Source organism: Hymenobacter monticola, from assembly GCF_022811645.1.
GTDB lineage: Bacteria > Bacteroidota > Bacteroidia > Cytophagales > Hymenobacteraceae > Hymenobacter > Hymenobacter monticola.
This window is the reverse complement of the sequence record NZ_CP094534.1, coordinates 2058434-2078068: the sequence shown is the minus strand read 5'-3', so window position 1 is coordinate 2078068 and position 19635 is coordinate 2058434. Positions and strand designations below refer to the sequence as shown.

The 19635-nt window shown below is 61.6% G+C and carries 15 protein-coding genes; 10 read left to right on the top strand and 5 right to left on the bottom strand.

Features of this window, described 5'->3' with window-relative positions; translation table 11 throughout:
* Positions 1-53: 53 nt before the first annotated feature.
* On the bottom strand, positions 54-1730 hold the full coding sequence (locus MTP16_RS08635; protein WP_243520139.1) for a toxin-antitoxin system YwqK family antitoxin: 1677 nt from the start codon (positions 1728-1730) through the stop codon (positions 54-56).
* A gap of 195 nt (positions 1731-1925) precedes the next feature.
* Here MTP16_RS08635 and mfd point away from each other — a divergent pair, with 195 nt between their 5' ends.
* Genes mfd through MTP16_RS08615 form a run of 4 tightly spaced genes read left to right on the top strand, consistent with a single transcriptional unit; the run spans position 1926 to position 8035 of the window.
* Positions 1926-5339 (top strand): transcription-repair coupling factor, encoded by a 3414-nt coding sequence (gene mfd, locus MTP16_RS08630; RefSeq protein WP_243518248.1) that lies wholly within the window; start codon positions 1926-1928, stop codon positions 5337-5339.
* 17 nt (positions 5340-5356) lie between these two features.
* Positions 5357-6040 (top strand): DUF6624 domain-containing protein, encoded by a 684-nt coding sequence (locus MTP16_RS08625; RefSeq protein WP_243518246.1) that lies wholly within the window; start codon positions 5357-5359, stop codon positions 6038-6040.
* Between the two features lie 9 nt (positions 6041-6049).
* A complete protein-coding gene (locus MTP16_RS08620) occupies positions 6050-6499 on the top strand; it encodes a GNAT family N-acetyltransferase (RefSeq protein WP_243518244.1) in 450 nt (149 codons plus the stop codon).
* A 60-nt stretch (positions 6500-6559) separates the two neighbouring features.
* Positions 6560-8035: a PAS domain-containing protein gene (locus tag MTP16_RS08615; protein WP_243518242.1), complete on the top strand. Its 1476-nt coding sequence runs from the start codon at positions 6560-6562 to the stop codon at positions 8033-8035.
* A 72-nt stretch (positions 8036-8107) separates the two neighbouring features.
* Here the strand turns inward: MTP16_RS08615 and MTP16_RS08610 are convergent, their stop codons facing one another.
* Positions 8108-8812, bottom strand: coding sequence for a DsbA family oxidoreductase (locus MTP16_RS08610; RefSeq protein WP_243518240.1), 705 nt, complete (start codon positions 8810-8812; stop codon positions 8108-8110).
* Between the two features lie 285 nt (positions 8813-9097).
* Here MTP16_RS08610 and MTP16_RS08605 point away from each other — a divergent pair, with 285 nt between their 5' ends.
* Positions 9098-10087: an aldo/keto reductase gene (locus MTP16_RS08605; RefSeq protein ID WP_243518238.1), complete on the top strand. Its 990-nt coding sequence runs from the start codon at positions 9098-9100 to the stop codon at positions 10085-10087.
* On the opposite strand, the gene MTP16_RS08600 is transcribed toward MTP16_RS08605, so the two are convergent.
* Entirely contained in the window at positions 10084-11358 is a 1275-nt protein-coding gene (locus tag MTP16_RS08600) for a hypothetical protein (RefSeq protein ID WP_243518236.1), read from the bottom strand. The genes MTP16_RS08605 and MTP16_RS08600 overlap by 4 nt on opposite strands.
* A gap of 179 nt (positions 11359-11537) precedes the next feature.
* Here MTP16_RS08600 and MTP16_RS08595 point away from each other — a divergent pair, with 179 nt between their 5' ends.
* On the top strand, positions 11538-12029 hold the full coding sequence (locus MTP16_RS08595; protein WP_243518234.1) for a YdeI/OmpD-associated family protein: 492 nt from the start codon (positions 11538-11540) through the stop codon (positions 12027-12029).
* A gap of 7 nt (positions 12030-12036) precedes the next feature.
* Here MTP16_RS08595 and MTP16_RS08590 read toward each other — a convergent pair whose 3' ends face one another.
* Positions 12037-13923, bottom strand: coding sequence for a T9SS type A sorting domain-containing protein (locus MTP16_RS08590; RefSeq protein WP_243518231.1), 1887 nt, complete (start codon positions 13921-13923; stop codon positions 12037-12039).
* A 243-nt stretch (positions 13924-14166) separates the two neighbouring features.
* Positions 14167-14601, bottom strand: coding sequence for a DUF2141 domain-containing protein (locus tag MTP16_RS08585; protein WP_243518228.1), 435 nt, complete (start codon positions 14599-14601; stop codon positions 14167-14169).
* 174 nt (positions 14602-14775) lie between these two features.
* On the opposite strand from MTP16_RS08585, the gene MTP16_RS08580 reads away from it, so the two are divergent.
* The 4 genes from MTP16_RS08580 to MTP16_RS08565 all read left to right on the top strand — a co-directional run bounded on the left by MTP16_RS08580 (position 14776) and on the right by MTP16_RS08565 (position 19616).
* On the top strand, positions 14776-15222 hold the full coding sequence (locus MTP16_RS08580) for an META domain-containing protein (RefSeq protein WP_243518225.1): 447 nt from the start codon (positions 14776-14778) through the stop codon (positions 15220-15222).
* Between the two features lie 96 nt (positions 15223-15318).
* On the top strand, positions 15319-16653 hold the full coding sequence (locus MTP16_RS08575) for an NAD(P)/FAD-dependent oxidoreductase (RefSeq protein ID WP_243518222.1): 1335 nt from the start codon (positions 15319-15321) through the stop codon (positions 16651-16653).
* Between the two features lie 524 nt (positions 16654-17177).
* Positions 17178-18011 (top strand): alpha/beta fold hydrolase, encoded by an 834-nt coding sequence (locus tag MTP16_RS08570; RefSeq protein ID WP_243518220.1) that lies wholly within the window; start codon positions 17178-17180, stop codon positions 18009-18011.
* A 273-nt stretch (positions 18012-18284) separates the two neighbouring features.
* Positions 18285-19616 (top strand): Gfo/Idh/MocA family protein, encoded by a 1332-nt coding sequence (locus tag MTP16_RS08565; RefSeq protein ID WP_243518216.1) that lies wholly within the window; start codon positions 18285-18287, stop codon positions 19614-19616.
* The last annotated feature ends 19 nt before the right edge of the window (positions 19617-19635 follow it).

Sequence of the window (19635 nt, the reverse complement as noted above, 5' to 3'; positions counted from 1 at the left end):
GGCAACGAACTACTGACAACCCAAAACCGGTTGCGAAGCTACAACGGGCCGTCTCAGTCCTTGTGCGGGCGCGGCGTGTGGTGGTCGTGGCGGGGAAATACCTTGCGGATGGCCCGGCCCACGGGCCGGAAGGGGTGAAAGCGCCGAAGTTTCAGCCGTGCCTTGCGCAAAGGATGCCACTGTTTGAACGTGCGGCGCAGGGCCTTACCGGGATGGTCGCCAAATGGGCTCTCATAGTTATGACTCGTGAGGTGGCCCGCCTCATCCCATTTGCGGGAGAAAATGCCCAGCCAGCCTGCGGTGAGTTGCTCTTTTCGGGTGCCGTTGGGATAATATTCCTTGTCAACGGCCCCAATTAGCGGGCGACGCCGCGAAAAATCCTGCAGCTGGCCCGTGGCAAAATAGGTGCGCGTGGTGTACCGGGTTTCCACCAGGCGGCGGCCATCGGCCAGCGTGGCGGTGCGTTGCCGGGCGGGCCGCGGGCTGGCGCCCGTGGTATCGGCAGCACCTAAATGCCAGCGGCCGGGGTGGCGCACGACTTCCAGCCCCACGGGCTGGCGGTAGCGGCTGAGGGGTGGGTAGCGGCGCAGCACCGAGCCGTCGGTGAGGGCTACGGTTTGGAGCGGGGGCCGGCCATGCGTCCGGTACTGCGCTTGCAAACCGCTGCAGAAAAGGTCTGATTGAGGGGAAATGGGCTTGATGAAAGCCGCGGCTACCTGGGGTGGCAGCGGTGCGGGGCTGCTGCCCCCTCTCAAAGTGCCTATTACGTCGCTAGTGAAAACGCCTCGGGGCGTTGTGTGGTAATTGTGGTGGTGCCGATTCCATTTAAATTCGAGCGGCACCACTCTATAAAGCTTATCCTCTGACTGGCCGGCGATTGAGCCATAGCTGTAGCTCCAATGCCGCTGCAACAGGTAAGGGTGCGGTCCCACGGCCTGCCATTGGATGAAAGGCTGGCTGTGCACCACGCTATCGGCCGGCAGCGGCTGTTCTTCTTTTGCCTCACTGCGCAGCCACGCCGCCGGGTAATAGACGGTCGTGAGGCGGTATTGGCCCTGGTCGGTGTAGGAAAGCCGCACGCGCGGCTCACCGTCGGGGTCGTATTCGGTGTAAGCGCCCACCAGCCGGCCGGCCGCGAGCTGGCCCTGCCAGTAGCGGGCCGGGTCGCGCCGTGGGTAGTCATTTCTTTCGCTTGCGCCATCGCCCCAGAAATTAATTTTTGGAAGAAAGGCAGCTGTATACTGCCCGCCCCACTGCCGGAAGCTGCCCCGCAGCCCGGGCGCCCGGCTGCTGTCGAAACGGGCCAGCAGGCGCGAGCGGCCGGTTCTGCCAGTGGTCACCAATGAATCGACCAGCTGCCCGCGGCGGAAGGTGCCGCGCTGGGCCACCCGGCCGTCGGGGTGGAACACGACGAAGGGGCCACTGGGCTGGCCGGCGCGCATGGGCAGGCGGCGCGCCACGGCGGGCGCCCGGCCGGGTTTGGCCGGGTAGTAGCGGGTCCAGATGCTGTCGGCCTGGCCCAGGGTGAAGTGGCCCAGCTCCTGCAAGCTGCCATCGCGCCCAAAGCGCCGAAACGGGCCATGGGCCACGGTGTCGGGGCGCGGGCCGGTGAGCTGAGCACCGTAGACGGCCCGGCGCTGGGTGCGCGCCGAGTCGTAGAAAGTGACGATGCGTAGCGGGCGGCTGGTTTGGGCCCGGGTATTGGTGGCAAGAAGAAGAAGCGGCAGCATGGCCGCGCAGGAGTAGAATCGGAGCATGTACTTTGCGCAGCGGTTGAGGTAGCGGCTTGGGATGCCAAGCTGCTAAGCTACAGCCGGGCCGGCGGCCCGGAAACCTTCGCCGCCGCAACCGTGTATTTAGCCCACAGCCCGACCGGATTCTCATCTGGCCGGGCTAGTTCATTTGCCCCTCTAGCCTGAAAATTTGTGCAAGTAACTGACTTTCTTCGCCTCTATCGCCTTTCGCCCGAGCTGCAGGTGCTGGCCGCCCGCCTGCGCGGCGCCGCCAAGCCCGACCCCAGCGGCGTGCGCCTGCACCTGCGCGGCCTGGTGGGCAGCCAGGATGCCGTGGTGGCCGCCGCCGTGGCCCACGGCCAGCACCCGCACGTGTTCGTGCTCCACGACAAGGACGAGGCAGCTTACTTCCTCTCCGACCTGCAGCACCTGCTGCCCGAGGGGCCCGAGGTGCTGCTGTTTCCGAGTTCCTACAAGCGGGCTTACCAGTTCGACGAGACGGAAAACGCCAACGTGCTGATGCGCGCCGAGGTGTTGAACCGCGTGAACACGACGCGGGCGGCCAGCAGCGGCAATAGCGTGTTCATCGTGACGTACCCGGAGGCGCTGACGGAGAAGGTAATCAACCGGCAGAGCCTGGTGAAAAACACCTTCAACGCGAAAGTAGGCGATAAGCTGGACGTGAATTTTCTGGGCGAGCTGCTGGGCGAGTACGACTTCGAGAAGACGGATTTTGTGTATGAAGCGGGGCAGTACGCGGTGCGGGGCGGCATCGTGGACGTGTTCAGCTACGCGAACGAGCTGCCGTTCCGGCTGGAGCTGTTCGGGGATGAGATTGAGAGCATCCGCACGTTCAATCCCGAGACGCAGCTGTCGGTGGAGCCGCGGCCCAGTATCAGCATTATTCCGAACGTGCAGACGAAGATGCTGACCGAGACGCGGGAGGCTTTTTTTGATTTTCTGCCCCGCACGGCCTGCATCTGGCTGAAAGACGTGCGGCAGACGCTGGACGTGGTGAGCGAGCTATTTGAGAAGGCGGAGGCCAATTTTCAGCAGATGCTGAGTGAGGCCGGCGGCATGCAGATTGTGAGCAAGCCGGCTGATTTGTTTGAGAGCGGCAAGAATTTCAAGAAGCTGCTTGATGAGTTTGCGGTGGTGGAATTTGGCAAGCGCTTCCACTTCAAAAATGCAGAGACCTTCCAGTTCAGCGCCAAGCCGCAGCCCAGCTTCAACAAGGAATTTGAGCGCATGGCCAAGAACCTGCGCGAGAACCAGCAGCGCAACTTCACCACCATTATTGCTTCTGACACGGTACGGCAGGCCGACCGGCTGCGCACGATTTTCGACGAGCTGGACAACAACGTGCAGTTTCAGCACCTGCTGCTGGCCCTGCGCGAGGGCTACGTGGACGAGCAGCTGGAGCTGGCCGTGTACACCGACCACCAGCTGTTTGAGCGCTACTACCGGGCGCAGGAAACCAAGAAGTTTTCCAAGAAAAAGGCGCTGACCCTGCGCGAGCTGAAAACCCTGCAGCCCGGCGACTACGTGACCCACCAGGACTACGGGATTGCGCGGTTTGCGGGGCTGACGCAGGTGGACATCAACGGGCAGGTTCAGGAGGCTATTCGCCTGATTTACCGCGACGACGACGTGCTGACGGTGAGCATTCACGCCCTGCACAAGATTGCCAAGTACAGCGGCGCCGAGGGCGCGCCGCCCACCATGAGCAAGCTGGGCTCGCCGGAGTGGGAGAACAAGAAGAAGGCGGTGAAGAAGAAGGTGAAGGACATTGCGGCCGACCTCATTCGCCTGTATGCCAAGCGCAAAACCGCGCCCGGCTTCGCCTTCTCGCCCGATGGCTTTATGCAGGCCGAGCTGGAGTCGAGCTTCATTTACGAGGACACGCCCGACCAGGCCAAGGCCACCGAGGATGTGAAAAACGACATGCAGCAGCCCCACCCCATGGACCGGCTGGTGTGCGGCGACGTGGGCTTTGGCAAGACCGAAGTGGCCATTCGGGCGGCCTTCAAAGCCGTGGCCGATGGCAAGCAGGCGGCCGTGCTGGTGCCCACCACCATCCTGGCCATGCAGCACTACAAGACCTTCCGCGACCGGCTGGCCACGCTGCCCGTGACGGTGGAGTACATCAACCGCTTCAAAACCACCAAGCAGATTAAGGAAACCCTGCAGCGCGTGGCCGAGGGCAAAACCGACATCCTCATCGGCACGCACCGACTGACCAACAAGGACATCAAGTTCAAGGACCTGGGCTTGCTGGTGATTGACGAGGAGCAGAAGTTCGGCGTAAAAACCAAGGACAAGCTCAAGGAGCTGAAGGTTAACGTGGACACGCTCACGCTCTCGGCCACGCCCATTCCGCGCACGCTACACTTCTCGCTGATGGGCGCGCGCGACCTGAGCGTGATTGCCACGCCGCCGCCCAACCGCCAGCCGGTGAACACCGAGTTGCACGTATTTGACGAGATTCTGATTCGCGACGCGGTAGCGCGGGAGCTGAAGCGCGGCGGGCAGGTATTCTTCGTGCACAACCGCGTGAAGGACCTTGATGAGCAGGCCGCCATGATACTGCGCATGGTGCCCGATGCCCGCATCACCACCATTCACGGGCAGATGGAGGGCGACCAGCTGGAAAAGCGCATGATGAAGTTTGTGGAGGGCGAGTACGACGTGCTGGTGAGCACCAACCTGATTGAGTCGGGCCTCGACATTCCCAACGCCAACACCATCATCATCAACCGCGCCCACCTGCACGGCCTGAGCGACCTGCACCAGATGCGCGGCCGCGTGGGCCGCTCCAACCGCAAGGCGTACTGCTACTTGCTCACGCCCCCGGTGGCCAACCTGCCGAGCGACGCCCGCAAGCGCCTGAGCACGCTGGAGGAGTTTTCGGACCTGGGCGCGGGCTTCAACGTGGCTATGCGCGACCTGGACATTCGCGGCGCCGGCAACCTGCTGGGCGGCGAGCAGTCGGGCTTCATCAACGACCTGGGCTACGAAACCTACCACCAGATTCTGGACGAGGCCGTGACGGAGCTCAAGGAAACCGAATTCCGCGACCTGTTCCTAGGCGACTCGAACCAGCGCCTGCAGGCGGCGGCCGGCGCGGGCCGTGCCCACGAGTGCAACGTGGAGACGGACCAGCAGGTGCTCATCCCGGAGAAGTACGTGAGCAACGTGTCGGAGCGCCTGCAGCTCTACGCCAAGCTCGACCGCGCCCAGAAGCCCGAGGAACTGCAGAAGCTGCTCACCAGCATGACTGACCGATTCGGGCCCCTGCCACCCGAAGTGGAGCAGCTGGCCGACATTGTGCGGCTGCGCTGGCAGGCCTGCCAGGTGGGCTTCCACAAAATCACGCTCAAGCGCGACACGCTGAAAGGCTACTTGCCCGCCGACGACGACCACAAGGCCTATTTCCAGGGCGAGCAGTTCGGCACCATCCTTAATTACGTGCAGACGCACCCGCGCACGGCCAAGCTGAAGGAGCACAAGGAGCAACTCATTGTGACGTTTGACGAGGTGCGCTCCATTCAGCAGGCCAAGCGCGTGCTCAGCGAGCTGGGCAGTGCGGAGGCCGTGGCGGTGTAACCTCACCCCCTGACCCCATGAAACTGCTTTTCTTGCTCCTACCCCTGCTCCCCCAGCTGGCCGCCGCCCAGACGCCCCAAAACCCGCGCCTGAAGCACGAGCTGGACAGCATCTACGCCGTGGACCAGAAGTGGCGCAGCCTGCTTTTCGACCCGCGCCAGCGTTTCCGGCCCGACTCGGTGGCCCGGGCCCTGGGGGTGACGCGCGAAAGCCTGCCCACCTACATTCCCCAGCAGATGATGCGCTCCGACTCGGCCAACCAGGTGCGGGTGAAGCAGCTTATCAAGCAGTACGGCTACCCCGGCAAGTCGCTGGTGGGTGAGCCGACGAATGAGGCCGCGTGGTACGTCATCCAGCATTCGGATGACATCAAGCAATACCTGCCGCTCATCAAAAAGGCCGCCAGCAAAGGCGAATTGCCCTTTTACCTTTACGCCCAGATGCTGGACCGCCAACTCATGCGCCAGGGCAAAGAGCAGCTCTACGGCACCCAGGCCATGGGCTACAACGTAACGAACCCGGCCACCGGCCGGCGCGAAGGACAGCGGCCCTTTGTGTGGCCCATCCGGGATGCGGCCGACGTGAATGCCCGCCGCCAAAAAGCTGGCTTTAAGAATACGGTGGAGCAGAATGCCGCCCTAATGGGCATTTCGTACCGGGTGGTGACCCTGGAAGAAGTTGCCAAAATGCCTAAACAATAAGCTTTCACGATGACTATCCGCTGGCACTGCATCGCCTTCGATTCCTTCCCGCCCCTCATCCTCTACGACGTGTTGCGCCTGCGTTCCGAGGTCTTTGTAGTGGAGCAAAATTGTGTTTACCAAGACATTGACCGGCAGGACCCCGATGCCTACCACCTGCTGGGCTACAACGAAGCCGGCGAACTGGCCGCCTACGCCCGCCTCTTCGACGCGGGCAAGTGCTACACCGAGGCCAGCATTGGGCGCGTCATTGTGGCTCCTGCGTTCCGGCAGTACGGCCTGGGCCGCGAGCTGATGCGCCAGGCCCTGCTGCATTCCGACACGCTGTTTGGCCCGCAGCCCAACAAAATCGGCGCACAGCAGCACCTGGAGGCATTTTACAACGGCTTTGGCTACGAGCAGTGCGGGCCGATGTACGTGGAAGACGGCATTCCGCACATTCCGATGCGGCGGGCGTAGCCAAATGGTTGGGAATTGCGTATTTCGCATTCCTTTACCGCCGGTCTTACTTCTGCTCTTATGCCCGCCCCTGCTTCGGACCTGTTGTCCGTTTTTAGCGCCCTGCCCAGCGCCTGTGTGCTGCTTTCGCCTGATTTTGTGATTGAAGCGGCCAGCGACAGCTTCGTAGCCGTGACGGGCACACCGCGCGCCAACATGCTGGGCCGCCACCGGTCCGACGTCTTTCCCGATAACCCCAACGACCCGACGGCCCATTCCGTGGCCGATGTACAGGCGGCGTTGGAGCGCGTTCTGGCCACAGGCCAGCCCAACGAGCTGCCCGCCCAGCGCTACGCCCTGCCCGACCCCGAGCATCCCGGCCAGTTTGTGGAGCACTACTGGCAGGCGCGCAACACGCCCGTGCTCGACGAGCAAGGCCGCGTCACGCACCTTATTCAGACGGTGGTCAACATCACGGCCGAAACCGAGGCCGCCGCGCGGCTGCACGATGCGCAAGTGCGCGAGCAGGCCGCCCGCGAAGCCGCCGACTGGCAGCGCAGCGAACTGAGCCGCATTTTCGAGCAGGCCCCGGTGGCCATTGCTACTTACCGCGGCTCAAGCTACACCATCGAGTTTGCCAACCCGCTGGTTTGCGAGCTGTGGGGCCGCAACCAAGCCGATATTATCGGCAAAGGCCTCTTTGAGGCATTGCCCGAGGTCGCCGGCATGGGCTACGAGGAGTTGCTCGATGGAGTGATGGCCACGGGTGAGCCCTACGTGGCCCACGGCATGGAAGCCCAGCACGACCGCAACGGCCAGCGCGAAACCGTGTACTGGGACTTCGTGTATGTGCCTCTCTACGAAGACAATGGCAGCATTTACGGCGCCATGGTCGTGGCCACGGAGGTAACGGAGCAGGTTCAGGCCCGCCAAAAAATCCAGGAACTGAACACCCAGCTCGCCGCCGTAAACCAGGCCTTGCAGGAAAGCAACGCCGAGCTGCTGACCAACCAGGAAGAAGTGCTGAAAGTGCAGCAGTTGCTGGAAGGCAATGTGGCTGAGCGCACCAAGCAGCTGCAAAGCGCCCTGGCCGAGGCCGAGCAGCACCGCATCAACGCCGCTCAGCAGCAACTCTTGCTGAGCCAGATTCTGGGGCAAACGCCGGCCGGCATTGCCACCCTTACCGGGCCCGAACACCGGTTTTCGTTTATGAATGAGCATTACCAAGACCTGTCGGGCAATCGGGCGCGGGTGGGCCTTACGGCCGCCGAGGTTTTCCCAGAGGCCTTGGAACAAGGCTTCATCAAGCTGCTCGACCAGGTGTATGCCACCGGCGAGCCCTTCCAGGGCCGCGACATGCCCGTTCAGCTCACCCACCCCACCACCGGCCAGCAATCCAGCCACTACATCGACTTCAGCTACCAGCCCCTTCGCAACGAACAAGGCCAGACGCTTGGCATCCTGGCTTTTATCGTGGAAGTGACCGATAGAACCCTGACCCGGCAGCAAGCCGAAACGCAGCAAGGGCAACCGCGCGACGGGCAAGACGCCGCCTAGCTGCAGATTATGAACACTAAAAAGCCGGTCGTGCCATGGCACGACCGGCTTTTTTACGGGGTTTTTCGGGCTTTACACCGCGCAGCCGTCCGGCCCGCAGGCGTCGCCGTCGCCCAGCGAAACCAGGGCGGGTTTGGCGGGCTTGAACTCCTCGTACACCTTTTCCAGCACCTCGGCAAACAGCTCGCTGGGCTGCGCGCCCGACACGGCGTACTTGTCCTCAAACACGAAGAAGGGCACGCCGCGCACGTTGATTTGCTGAGCGTGGTACTCGTCGATGCGCACGGCTTCGGCGTAGGTGCCGGCCGTGAGGGCTTCACGGATTTCGGTGGCATCGAGGCCTACTTCAGTGCCAAGCTTCACCAGCGTGTCAAGGTCGTTGAGGTCCTGGCCTTCGGTGTAGTAGGCGGCAAACAGGCGCTCTTTAGTGGCGTCCTGCCGGCCGTGGTGGGCACCGAGGTGAATGAGCTGGTGCGCCAGGAAGGTATTGGCCGGAATGGCCTTGTCAAAGTCGTAGTCCAGGTCCACTTCTTTGGCCACGCCGGTCATGTAGTCGTTCATGCGGCGGCCCTCGGCGGGCGACACGCCTTTCTTTTGGGCAAGGTGGTCGTGAATGCTCAGGCCGGGAACGGGCTCGAATTCCGGGTTCAGCTCGAAGCTGTGCCACACCACTTCTACTTCGTCGCGGTGCGCGAAGCCTTTAAGCGCATTCTCAAACTTGCGCTTGCCGATGTAGCAGAACGGGCAAACCACGTCGGACCAGATTTCAACTTTCATATCAATGAGATTTTTGAAGCTATGGAAGTGGCTACAAGAAACGGAGGCGGGGAAAAGTTTCGGATTACGGGCTTGCGGCCACAGCAGCATGTCATTGTCGGGCGCAGCCGAGACATCTCGTGTGCGGAAGTAATCAACGGCATCACAACGAAGCGAACGAGATGCCTCGGCGGCGCGCGGCATGGCGTTCAAATTAATCCATTACCACAACCTTCGCCCCCAAAGCTCGGTTAAAAACCCCGGCCCCAACGCGGCCACTTCCCATTCACCCGACCAATCAACCTCATGGAATTTCAAAAACTAGGCAACTCCGGCGTCACCGTTTCGCGCATCACCTTTGGCAGCTGGGCCGCTGGCGGCTGGATGTGGGGCGGCACCGAGCAGAACGACGCCGTGGGCGCCATCCGGGCCAGCTACGACCTGGGCGTGACCAGCATCGACACGGCGCCGGTGTACGGCATGGGCTTCAGCGAGGAAATCGTGGGCGAGGCCATCAAGGGCCTGCCACGCGACAAGGTGCAGATTCTGACCAAATTCGGCATGCGCTGGGACTTGGCCAAGGGCGACTTCGCCATGAAAACCAAGGACAACAACGGCCACGACCTCGACGTGTACAAGTACGCCGGCCGCGACAGCATTATCAAGGAATGCGAAGACAGCCTGCGCCGCCTCGGCACCGACTACATCGACCTTTACCAGCAGCACTGGCCCGACGTGACCACCCCGATTGACGAAACCATGGAGGCCCTGGGCCGCCTCGTGGAGCAGGGCAAGGTGCGCGCGGGCGGCGTGAGCAACTACTCGGTGGCCCAGATGCAGGAAGCCGAAAAAACCATCAACCTCGCCTCCAACCAAGTGCCTTACAGCATGGTGCGGCGCGATATTGAGGCCGATGTGGTGCCGTATTGCATTGAAAATAACAAGGCCATTCTGGTGTATAGCCCGCTGCAGCTGGGCCTGCTCACCGGCAAGATGAAGCCCGGCCAGGAGTTTGGCGAAGGCGACCTGCGCCGGGGCCACCGCCTGTTCACGCCCGAGAACGTGCAGCGCGTGAATGCCATGCTGAATAAGATTCGCCCGCTGGCCGAAACCAAAAACGCCACCCTGGGCCAGCTCGTGCTGCGCTGGACGCTGGCGCAGCCCGGCATCACGGTAGCGCTGGTGGGCGCCCGCAACCCTGAGCAGGCCGTACAAAACGCCCGGGCCATGGATTTCCAGCTCACGTTCGAGGAGGTGGACTTCATTAACAAGCAGCTGCGCGAGCTGGCGGCCTAGCTAAAGGGGCCGTAGCTCAGCAGCACGTAGAGGTACCAGCCGGCGGCCACAGCCAGCGCCGCCGGCTGGGCGTAGCACCGGGGCCAGCGCGGCAGCAGGGCCACCAGTAGGCACAGCACCAATGGCAGCAGGGTGAAAGCCAGGCGCTCGGGGTAGTAGCCCAGCAGGGCGAAGAATGCGACAAAGCAGCCCGACACCCACGCCAGCGCGGCCCCAGCCATGGCGGGCAGCACCTGGGCCGCCTGCGCCCGGGTGCGCCACCGGGTGGCGGCATACAAGCCCGCGCTGCCCAGCAGCCAGAATCCCATGAGCTGAATGCTGGCCAGATACTCCAATAGCTTGCTGCCCACCAGGCTGGCCGCGTCAGCCAGCGGCAGGTGACGCGCATCCAACAGCCACACCAGTTGGTGAAATCGTTCGGCTTCGTGGTTATAATAAGTGGTTCCAACCAATTTCAGCAGCAGAATCCACCCTAGCGTGGGCAGGCCGAAAAGCAGCGCGCTGAGTGCGAGCCTGCCAAATCGGTTTGCCCAGCTCGGAGGAGTGGCATCGCCAAACCTCAGCATGCCAAACGCCAGCGCCGGCCACACCAGCACAAAGCTCCCGTACACCAGCGGCAGCACACCCAACCCCAGGGCCAGCTCGCTCAAGCCGGCCCACGGCAGTACCCGCCCTTGCCGCAGTCGGATGGCCAGCCACAGGCAGAACAGGGGCACCAGAAACGCAAACATCTGCTGGTGCGCCGTCCAGAAAAAAGCCTTCGTAATAGGGTTGGCCACGAGTACCCAGGCCAGCGCATAAAATTCGGCTTTGCTGCCCTGGCCTGCCGTGAAAACATCGAATAGCTGCCGGAATAGCCACAAAGCCAGCAACAGCACTAAGCCGTTGAGCATTACAAACCCGCTGTAAAAACCATAAAAAGCGACGTCTTCGGGCGGCCACGGCGGGGCCAGCCCAACGCGGCTGGCCAGCCCCAGCAAAGCTGCAAGCGGGTAGCCCACGGCTGCGCCCAGTAGTGCATACAGCGGGCGCGACTGCCGCACCTCCTGCGGCAGCAGCAGCTTGCCGGGCTCCTGCGCTACGGCCAGGTAGCCGTAGCTGTCGTGGTTCACCACAAACCCCAGCCCCGGCCCTACCTGGGCGTAATGTCCCCAGTACTCCACCTCGGGCTCGCCCTGCGGCGCCGGGGCCAGCCAGAACGACAGGCAGGTGGCCAGCATCAGCACAACCAGCGCGGCTATTGATATTTTCTTACCAGAAGCAGGGGCCATAATCAAGGTCAAATGTAGGCGCCTGCATCCGATGGGCCCGGGCACGACGCAGGCCTGCGGAGTAAATGATTTCGCCCCTCTTCGCCATGCTTCGTCTTCTTCCGGGTATTCCGCTGGTAAAACAGCTTTACTTTTAAAAGCGAAAATCCACGCCTGCTTGGCCCTTTGCATGTAGCCCAATGCCCAGTTCCGCACCTATCCTTTTTCGCGCCCAACTGGAGCCCGGCGGCCCCAGCTTCATGCCCACCCAAACCATTGTGGTGCCGGCCGACGTGCTGACCGCGCTGGGCGGCAAGGCAGCCAAACGAGTCATTGTTACCATCAGAGGGCAGGAGCTGCGGCTGGGGCTGCTGCCGCTGGAAGGCGGCGGGCGCTACCTCATGCTGAACAAGGACGTGTGCCGGGCCGTGGGCATCGAGCTGGGCCAGTGGCTGGACGTGACCATCGCGCCCGACCCCAACCCCGACCACGTGGACTTGCCCGACGAGCTGGCCGAAGCCCTGGCCGCCTGGCCCGAGGCCGAAGCCGCCTTCCTCCGCTACAGCGGCGCCCACCGCCGCGCCATGGCCCGCCTGGTGGCCGAGGCCAAACAAACAGAAACCCGCGCCCGCCGCGCCGTGACACTCACGGAACGACTGGCGCGGGGCCTGCACCCGTTTCGGGGCGACTGATTAAGAATTATTTCTTTTCGATGCGCTGCACCGAGCTGCCCGTGGCGGTGCGCACTTGCAGCAGGTAGAGGCCAGCAGGCAGCCCCGCGAGCGACACTTCCTGCAAGCTGCCCCCGGTCAGGGCTTCGGTGCGTACCACCTGGCCGGCCGGGGTGAGTACCCGCACGGCGCAAGCCTCGGCCGAAGCGGCGGTCAGGTCAAGCACCAGACGGTCGGTGGTGGGGTTGGGGTAAGCCAGCACGGGTTGCGCGCCCAGGGCGAAGCTCACTTTGGCCACCGGCGAGTAAGCCACGGCGCCATCGCGGTCTACCTGGCGCAGGCGGTAGTAGCTGGTGCCGGGCAGCGGCTTGGCGTCGGCGGCGGCGTAGGCCGTCACAACCATCGAATTGCCCTGCGCGCTCACCTCCCGCACAGCATTGAAGCTCTTGCCATCGGCGCTGCGCTCTACCACGAACACGGCGCTGTTTTGCTCCGTGGCCGTGCTCCAGCGCACCAGCACCCGGTCCTTCACCGCCTCGGCCGTGAAAGCGGCCAGCTCCACCGGCAGGGGCCGGAGCGCACAAAAAGTGATGCCCGAGCCCACAGTGCCCGACTGCAGGTCGAAGCCCGCGCTGTTGCCGGCGTCGCAGAAATCGAGGCGACCCGTGGTGCCAAACGCGCCGGCATTCACCGAGTAGCCACTGGCCGTGATGCTGCCGCGCAGTGGAGCGGCCGGGCCGCTCATCACGCCCCCGCCTTCGTTGCGGAAATCGCCGGAGACGGCCACGGTGCCCGCGTTGCTTACCGTGCCGAAGTTCACGAGCTGGCCCACCACCCGGAAGGTAGCTCCACGCTGGTTGTTGAGGCTGGAATTGGCGCTGATGTTGCCCATGCCGTTGCTCACCGTCATGGCGCCGCTATTGGTGATGGTGGTGGCCGAACCCATGCCCAGGTAACGGTTGAAAGTGGCCGTGCCGGTGTTCACAAAGCTGTTGGGGCCAGTGCCGGGGAAGTTGAAGCCCTGGGTCCAGGTAGCGCCGTTGGTGATGCGCAGCGAGCCGCTGCTGCCGTTGGGCAGGCCATTCCAGGTGCCAGCAGTGTGCACGATGGTAAGCGCGCCGCTGTAGTCAATTTGGCTGTTCCAGGTGCCGCTGTTGGTCACCGACGTGGCGACGCTGTTGGCCGTTACGCTGCCCGACCACGTGCCGCTGTTCACGAACGTGAAGGTAGGCGCGCCCGAGCCGGCCGGCTGAATCTGCGAGCTCCAGGTGCCTTCGTTGGTGATGCTGAGCGGGGCACTCACGGTCATGTAAGCGTTCCAGGTGGCGCCGGCTTTGTTGCTGATGGTGCCGCCGGGCAGGGGCTGCATCTGCGCCGTCCAGCTACCGAAGTTATTGATGGTAGGCGCGGCCGCGAACCGGCCGCCCACGTAGCCCGTCCAGCTCACCCCGGCCGAAGCCGAAGCGCTGCCGTTGTTAATAGTGGTGGGCGCGTTCAGGTACACCTGCTGCGAAGGGACCGAACCCAGGTTGTTGATAACCGTGCCGATGGCGCCGCTGGCTACCATGAGCGTGCCGTTGAATACGCCAAAATTGGTAATCCCCGTGTTCACTACGTTATTAACCGCGATGACGCTGCCGTTGATAAGGTCGCCGTTAACGGTGATGGTCACGTTGCTCCCGTTGACGTTGATGATACCTTCGAAGTTGACGTTGCTGCTAATGGTCAGGTCGTCGTTGTTCTCAAGATTGAAGGTCTTCTTCTTATCGGGGTTATCAACCACGTAAGAAGTAGCCCAGGACGTCCCGCTTACGCTTAAAAAGCTTAGCAGCAACAGCACGGGCAAGTAGAAGCCGCGGCGCTTGGGCGCTATTGCGACGTACGGAAATGAAGCAGAAGTAAAGGTTTGGCTCATAGTTACTAGCAAGAAGTTAAGTCGGGTAACATCGGTGCAAAATTATTACACTCACACGGTTATATTCAATAAATTCGGCTTTTAACACAGTATTTGTTTGACAAATGATAAAAACTTAAAAGCATTTATTGGAAGTAAAATATCATTTTTTAGATGCGATACACAACAAAAAAGCCTCCCACATTTCTGTGCAGGAGGCTTTTACTATAAGCAAGCTTTGGCTTTAGAGGAGCCAAATGCGTTTTAGTTTTTCAATACGATGCTCACCACTTTGCCGGGCCCATCCACCGTGAATTTGCACTCATCAAAACCGGGCGCGGCCACCGTGGGCCGCACATTGTTAGAAAAAGCATACGGCTCGGTGGGAATGCCGAGGAAATTTTTGTCGATTTTATCGTTATTATTCAAATCCTGGGTGATGGCCACCGCCCAATCGCCCCGCGGCAGCTCCACCGGCAGCGTGAATTCGCTCTTGCCGCCGGGTTTCACCGATTTGGAAAACGCCCACTTGCCGCTTTTCAAAAAACCTTCCCGGGTGTTGTAAAAATACAGCCTGACGGCTGCCGTGGTTGATACCAGCGAGGTGACCGTGACCGTTACGGCCTGGGGCTCGTTGGGTGCGGGAGCCGCCGACAGCAGCGTGGCAATTAACAGCGAGGCGATGGGCAGCAAGGTCATAAGCAAATGGGGAGCGGGTGGAAGTAGACCGGCAACAGGGCTGCTTACGGAAAGAGTTCGGTAACAACTGGTTTTGGTTAGCATTCTTTATAAAAAGTTGGCCGGGTGGCTGTCATTTTGCTATCATTTTGCTGATATTGCGTATCAGCCTTGCACTTTATTTCCCGTGCTTTTATGATGTTTCGTCGCCTCCTGCCGTTGGCCATACTTGTTTCCATTTCCCTCGGCAGCTGCGAGAAAAACGAAGCGGCCGAGCCCGCAGCGGCTACCCTGCTTGAGGCCCGCTGGATGCTGACCAGCATTGATGAGTTTCCGGTAATGGCGTCGAGCTATTCGGGCGCGGCACGGTCCTACATCGAATTCGCTGCCTTGGGCAATAGCATTGTGGGCCTGGGACCGTGCAACAATTTCAGTGGGCGCTTCAGCCTCGGCAGCGGGCAGCAGCTCCAGTTGTCGACGCCCATCCCGACCCAGACGCCCTGCCCCGTGCAAACGCTCGAAACCCGCTACCTCGCCAATCTGGCCCAGACCACGCGCTACGAAATCAGCGGCGACGACTTGCGGCTGTATGATGGCTCGATGGCCACGCCGCGGCTGGTGTTTCGGCGGGTGGCGCCGTAGCGGCTTTGCCAGGCTTCCGGTTGAGTTTGACAACCCCACCCGCCCAAATCCGGTAAAGTCCCCGTTGTGGCCGCCATCCGGCCGCATCCTTAGTGCATGGAAGGGTTAACGAAGATTGACGACCTCGGCAAGCCGCGCGTCGTGATTGTGGGCGGCGGCTTCGGCGGGCTGGAACTGGCCAAGGCATTGGCCCACGCGCCGGTGCAGGTGGTGCTCATTGATAAGCAGAACTACCACACCTTTCAGCCGCTGCTCTACCAGGTGGCGTCGGCGGGCCTGGACGAGGGCGACATCGTGTCGCCGTTCCGTAAAATTCTCAGCGAGCAGGACAATTTTTACTTCCGGCTGGCCGAGGTACAGTCCGTGGACCCCGCGGCCCAGATTGTGGAAACCAGCATCGGCTGCGTGCGCTACGACTACCTGGTGCTGGCCACCGGCGCCACCACCAACTATTTTGGCGACGAGCTGATGGCTAAAAATGCCGTTGCCATCAAGAGCGTGGAAGATGCCATCGAGCTGCGCAACACGGTGCTATCGAACTTCGAGCAGGCCCTGCAGCTCGGCGACATGGAGCAGCTCAACAGCCTGCTCGATTTCGTGATAGTGGGCGGCGGCCCCACCGGCGTGGAAATTGCCGGGGCGCTGAGCGAGCTGCGCACCCACGTATTTCCGAAAGACTACCGCGAAATTGACTTCAAGGAAATGGACATTCACCTGGTGCAGAGCGGGCCGGTGCTGCTCAAGGGCATGTCGGCCAATGCCTCGGCGCGGGCGCTGGAGTCGCTGGAAAAGTTTGGGGTGCAGGTGTGGCTCGATGCGCGGGTGAAGTCGTACGACGGCTACACGGCCACGCTTAGCACCGGCCAGAAGCTGGTGGCACGCACCTTAATATGGGCGGCCGGCGTGACGGGCGCGCCCGTGCAGGGGCTCGACGCCAGTTGCCTGCTGGCCGGCAACCGCTACGCTGTGGACCACTACAACCGCGTGCAGGGCTACGAAAACGTCTTCGCCATCGGCGACATCGCCCTGATGAAAACCGACGATTACCCCGACGGCCACCCCATGGTGGCGCAGCCCGCTTTGCAGCAGGGCCGCCGCTTGGGCGAAAACCTGCACCGCGTCCTCACCCACCGGCTCATGGAGCCTTTTCATTACGACGACAAGGGCGCCATGGCCACCATCGGCCGCAACCACGCCGTGGCCGACATCAAGCTTTTCGGCAAGGAATACCACCTCGACGGCTTCATTGCCTGGCTGGCCTGGAGCGTGGTGCACGTGGTGTCGCTCATCGGCTTCCGCAACCGCCTGATGGTGCTGCTGCAATGGACCTGGAGCTACTTCAGCTACGACAAGGGCCTGCGCTACATCATCGGCAAAACCAAGGCCCCGCTGGTGGAAGCGGACATGGAAGAGGGCAAGGCGATAGTATAGACTAAACAAAAAGGCCCGGCTGATGAAGCCGGGCCTTTTTGTTGAATGACAAACGAAGGCTCAGGAGCCCGCTTTCCCCTTCGGAAACTTCTCCAGAATGTCTTTGGCGGCTTCCGAGAATTGCTTGCCCAGGCGGGCGGGGTCGGCCATAGAGCCGCGCCACACCAGGTTGTTGGTTTTGGCGTCGATGAAATCGTTTACCCGCGCTGTTCGGCAAAAGTCACGGCCTAGCTTTTTCAGGAACGGCGAATAGACCCCTAGTCACCGGACGACCATCAGCAAGCCCGCCCGCTACCACCCAGCCATATCGCGTCATTGAATAATCATAAAATACCGCCAATATAATACCAAGCTTTGCCCGGCATTAAAAATTTTTAATGCCTGATTACTTGATATAATAATACCCAATCAGACTATTTTTGTAGCTACTTGTCAGTCTATCTTTCATTAAATCAATCCATTTTTTAACCTTTGTCGTAGGTTTCACTTTACAATAAATTTCCTTTAACCAAGAACTGCTATTTATGCATCCTTCCGCTACTTCTGTTCTGGAGCGCAGCCACGTCACCATCTCCGGCGCCACCGGCCCCAATAAGCCCACCATTGTCTTCCTGCACGGCCTCGGCGGCGACCAGAGCGACTGGCGCCTCGTGGCCCCGCACTTCGAAGACCAGTACCAGGTAGTGCTGATGGACCTAATTGGCGCCGGCCAATCGGACCAGAGCGCCTACCAACCCACCGCCAAGCACGGCTCCCTGGCCGGCCACGCCGACGACCTGCTGCAGGTGCTCAGCGCCCTGGCCCTGCACGATGTGGTGTTTGTGGGCCATTCGGTGGCGTCGATGATAGGCGTGATTGCGGCCGTGCGCGAGCCCGAGCGGTTTTCTAAAATGGTGCTGGTGTCGCCCTCGCCGCGCTTTATCAACGAAAACGGCTACGCCGGGGGCTTCGAGCAAAAGGACATCAACGAGCTGCTGGCCGCCATGGAAGGCGACTACAACGGCTGGTCGCACGGCTTCGCGCCGGTGATGATGGGCCAGAACGAAAGCCCCGAGCTGGTGATGGGCCTCACCAACAGCTTTGTGCGCACCAACCCCGAGATTGCCAAGCACTTCGCCCGCGTCACGTTTTTCTCCGACACCCGCGCCGAGCTGGGCTTCCTCACCATCCCCACACTTATTGTGCAGTCGGCCCACGACATCATCGCCCCGCTGGCCGTGGGCACCTACATCAACGAGCAGCTGGCCGACAGCCGCCTGAAGGTGATTGAAACCGGTGGCCACTGCCCCCACCTCAGCGCCCCCCAGCAAACCCTCTCGGCCATGGACCACTTCCTGCACCACGAAACGGTGCTGTAGCGTGGACTCTGCGAGTCCGCGCATGCCAGAATCGTTTGATTATATCGTTCGATTAGGCGCGGACTCGCAGAGTCCACGCTACAAACTGGCAGAACCAGTACCATCTCTTTAGGACTTGCCTTCTCCTGCAAGCCCCCGCCCTACCGGCGGGGTTTTTTTTGTGCCCGCCGCCGGGAACGATTGCGCAAATCTTTCCGACCCGGCATGGTGCTTTTCAGCGGAAAGACCGGCAAATTCACGGGCTAACTTTTCCCACTCAACCTTCGGCGGCTTATGAAACGACGCACTTTTGCCCAGCTCACCGGCAGCGCCCTGGCAGGCTCGTTGCTTACTAATAATGCGCTGGCTTCGGCCCTGGCGCCAGCTAAGAAAACCCGCGTGGCCATGGTGGGCACCGGCCACCGCGGCCTGGGCATGTGGGGCGTGGACGTGCTGAAGGAGCACGGCGACAAAATGGAGTTCGTGGGCCTCTGCGACATCAACCCCGGCCGCGTAGAAACCGGCCGGAAGATGCTGGGCGTGAACTGCCCCACCTTCACCGACTTCGATAAGATGATGAAGCAGGTGAAGCCCGACGTGCTCATCGTGACCACCGTGGACGCCACGCACAACGAGTTCATCGTGAAAGGCATGGAATACGGGGCCGACATCGTGACCGAAAAGCCGATGACGACCGACGAGAAGAAGTGCCAGCAAATCATCGACGCCGAAAAGCGCACCGGCAAGAAGGTGAAGGTGACCTTCAACTACCGCTACTCGCCGCATCGCCAGAAGCTGTTTGAGCTGTTGCGCGCGGGCGTCATCGGCAACATCACCTCGGCCGATTTCCACTGGTACCTCGACGTGCACCACGGGGCCGACTATTTCCGCCGCTGGCACCGCCTGCGCCAGAACAGCGGCTCGCTGCTGGTGCACAAGGCCACCCACCACTTCGACCTGCTGAACTGGTGGCTCGACTCGGACCCCGAAGAAGTGTACGCCAACGGCCAGCTAAATTTCTACGGCAAAAACAACTCGTTCCGCCACACCCACTGCCGCCCCTGCCCGCACAAGGACAAGTGCCAGTTCTACTGGGACGTGACCAAGGACGCGCGCCTGACCAAGATTTACGTGGATAACGAGAAGTACGACGGCTACCTGCGCGACGGCTGCGTGTGGAAGGAAGACATCGACATCTTCGATAAGATGGCCGTGCAAATTAAGTACGCCAACCAGGTGCAGGTGAGCTACTCACTCACCACTTACTCGCCCTACGAGGGCTACCGCATTGCCTTCAACGGCACCAAGGGCCGCCTCGAAGCCTGGATTAAGGAACGCCAAACCTGGGATGAGGAAGCTTTCGACGAAATCCAGCTCACGCCCAACTTCGGCAAGCGCGAAATCATCCGCATTCCCAACAACGAGGAAGGCCACGGCGGCGGCGATGTACGCCTGCGCAAGCAAATTTTCCAGCCCGGCGCCGACCCCTACCGCCAGTCGGCCGGCACCCGCGACGGGGCCATGTCCTGCCTGGTGGGCATAGCAGCCCGCCACAGCATCGACACGGGCAAGCCGGTGAAGATTGGGGAGCTAACGACGCTCAAGCCGCAGGTTATTCGGGCGTAAAACGCCTTTGGGTTAATGA

Excerpts from the sequence above, each read along its gene's own strand:
- MTP16_RS08635 (WP_243520139.1), bottom strand. The coding sequence starts at position 1,730 with ATGCTGCCGCTTCTTCTTCTTGCCACCAATACCCGGGCCCAAACCAGC.
- MTP16_RS08625 (WP_243518246.1), top strand. The coding sequence starts at position 5,357 with ATGAAACTGCTTTTCTTGCTCCTACCCCTGCTCCCCCAGCTGGCCGCC.
- MTP16_RS08620 (WP_243518244.1), top strand. The coding sequence starts at position 6,050 with ATGACTATCCGCTGGCACTGCATCGCCTTCGATTCCTTCCCGCCCCTC.
- MTP16_RS08615 (WP_243518242.1), top strand. The coding sequence starts at position 6,560 with ATGCCCGCCCCTGCTTCGGACCTGTTGTCCGTTTTTAGCGCCCTGCCC.
- MTP16_RS08610 (WP_243518240.1), bottom strand. The coding sequence starts at position 8,812 with ATGAAAGTTGAAATCTGGTCCGACGTGGTTTGCCCGTTCTGCTACATC.
- MTP16_RS08605 (WP_243518238.1), top strand. The coding sequence starts at position 9,098 with ATGGAATTTCAAAAACTAGGCAACTCCGGCGTCACCGTTTCGCGCATC.
- MTP16_RS08600 (WP_243518236.1), bottom strand. The coding sequence starts at position 11,358 with ATGGCCCCTGCTTCTGGTAAGAAAATATCAATAGCCGCGCTGGTTGTG.
- MTP16_RS08595 (WP_243518234.1), top strand. The coding sequence starts at position 11,538 with ATGCCCAGTTCCGCACCTATCCTTTTTCGCGCCCAACTGGAGCCCGGC.
- MTP16_RS08590 (WP_243518231.1), bottom strand. The coding sequence starts at position 13,923 with ATGAGCCAAACCTTTACTTCTGCTTCATTTCCGTACGTCGCAATAGCG.
- MTP16_RS08585 (WP_243518228.1), bottom strand. The coding sequence starts at position 14,601 with ATGACCTTGCTGCCCATCGCCTCGCTGTTAATTGCCACGCTGCTGTCG.
- MTP16_RS08580 (WP_243518225.1), top strand. The coding sequence starts at position 14,776 with ATGATGTTTCGTCGCCTCCTGCCGTTGGCCATACTTGTTTCCATTTCC.
- MTP16_RS08575 (WP_243518222.1), top strand. The coding sequence starts at position 15,319 with ATGGAAGGGTTAACGAAGATTGACGACCTCGGCAAGCCGCGCGTCGTG.
- MTP16_RS08570 (WP_243518220.1), top strand. The coding sequence starts at position 17,178 with ATGCATCCTTCCGCTACTTCTGTTCTGGAGCGCAGCCACGTCACCATC.
- MTP16_RS08565 (WP_243518216.1), top strand. The coding sequence starts at position 18,285 with ATGAAACGACGCACTTTTGCCCAGCTCACCGGCAGCGCCCTGGCAGGC.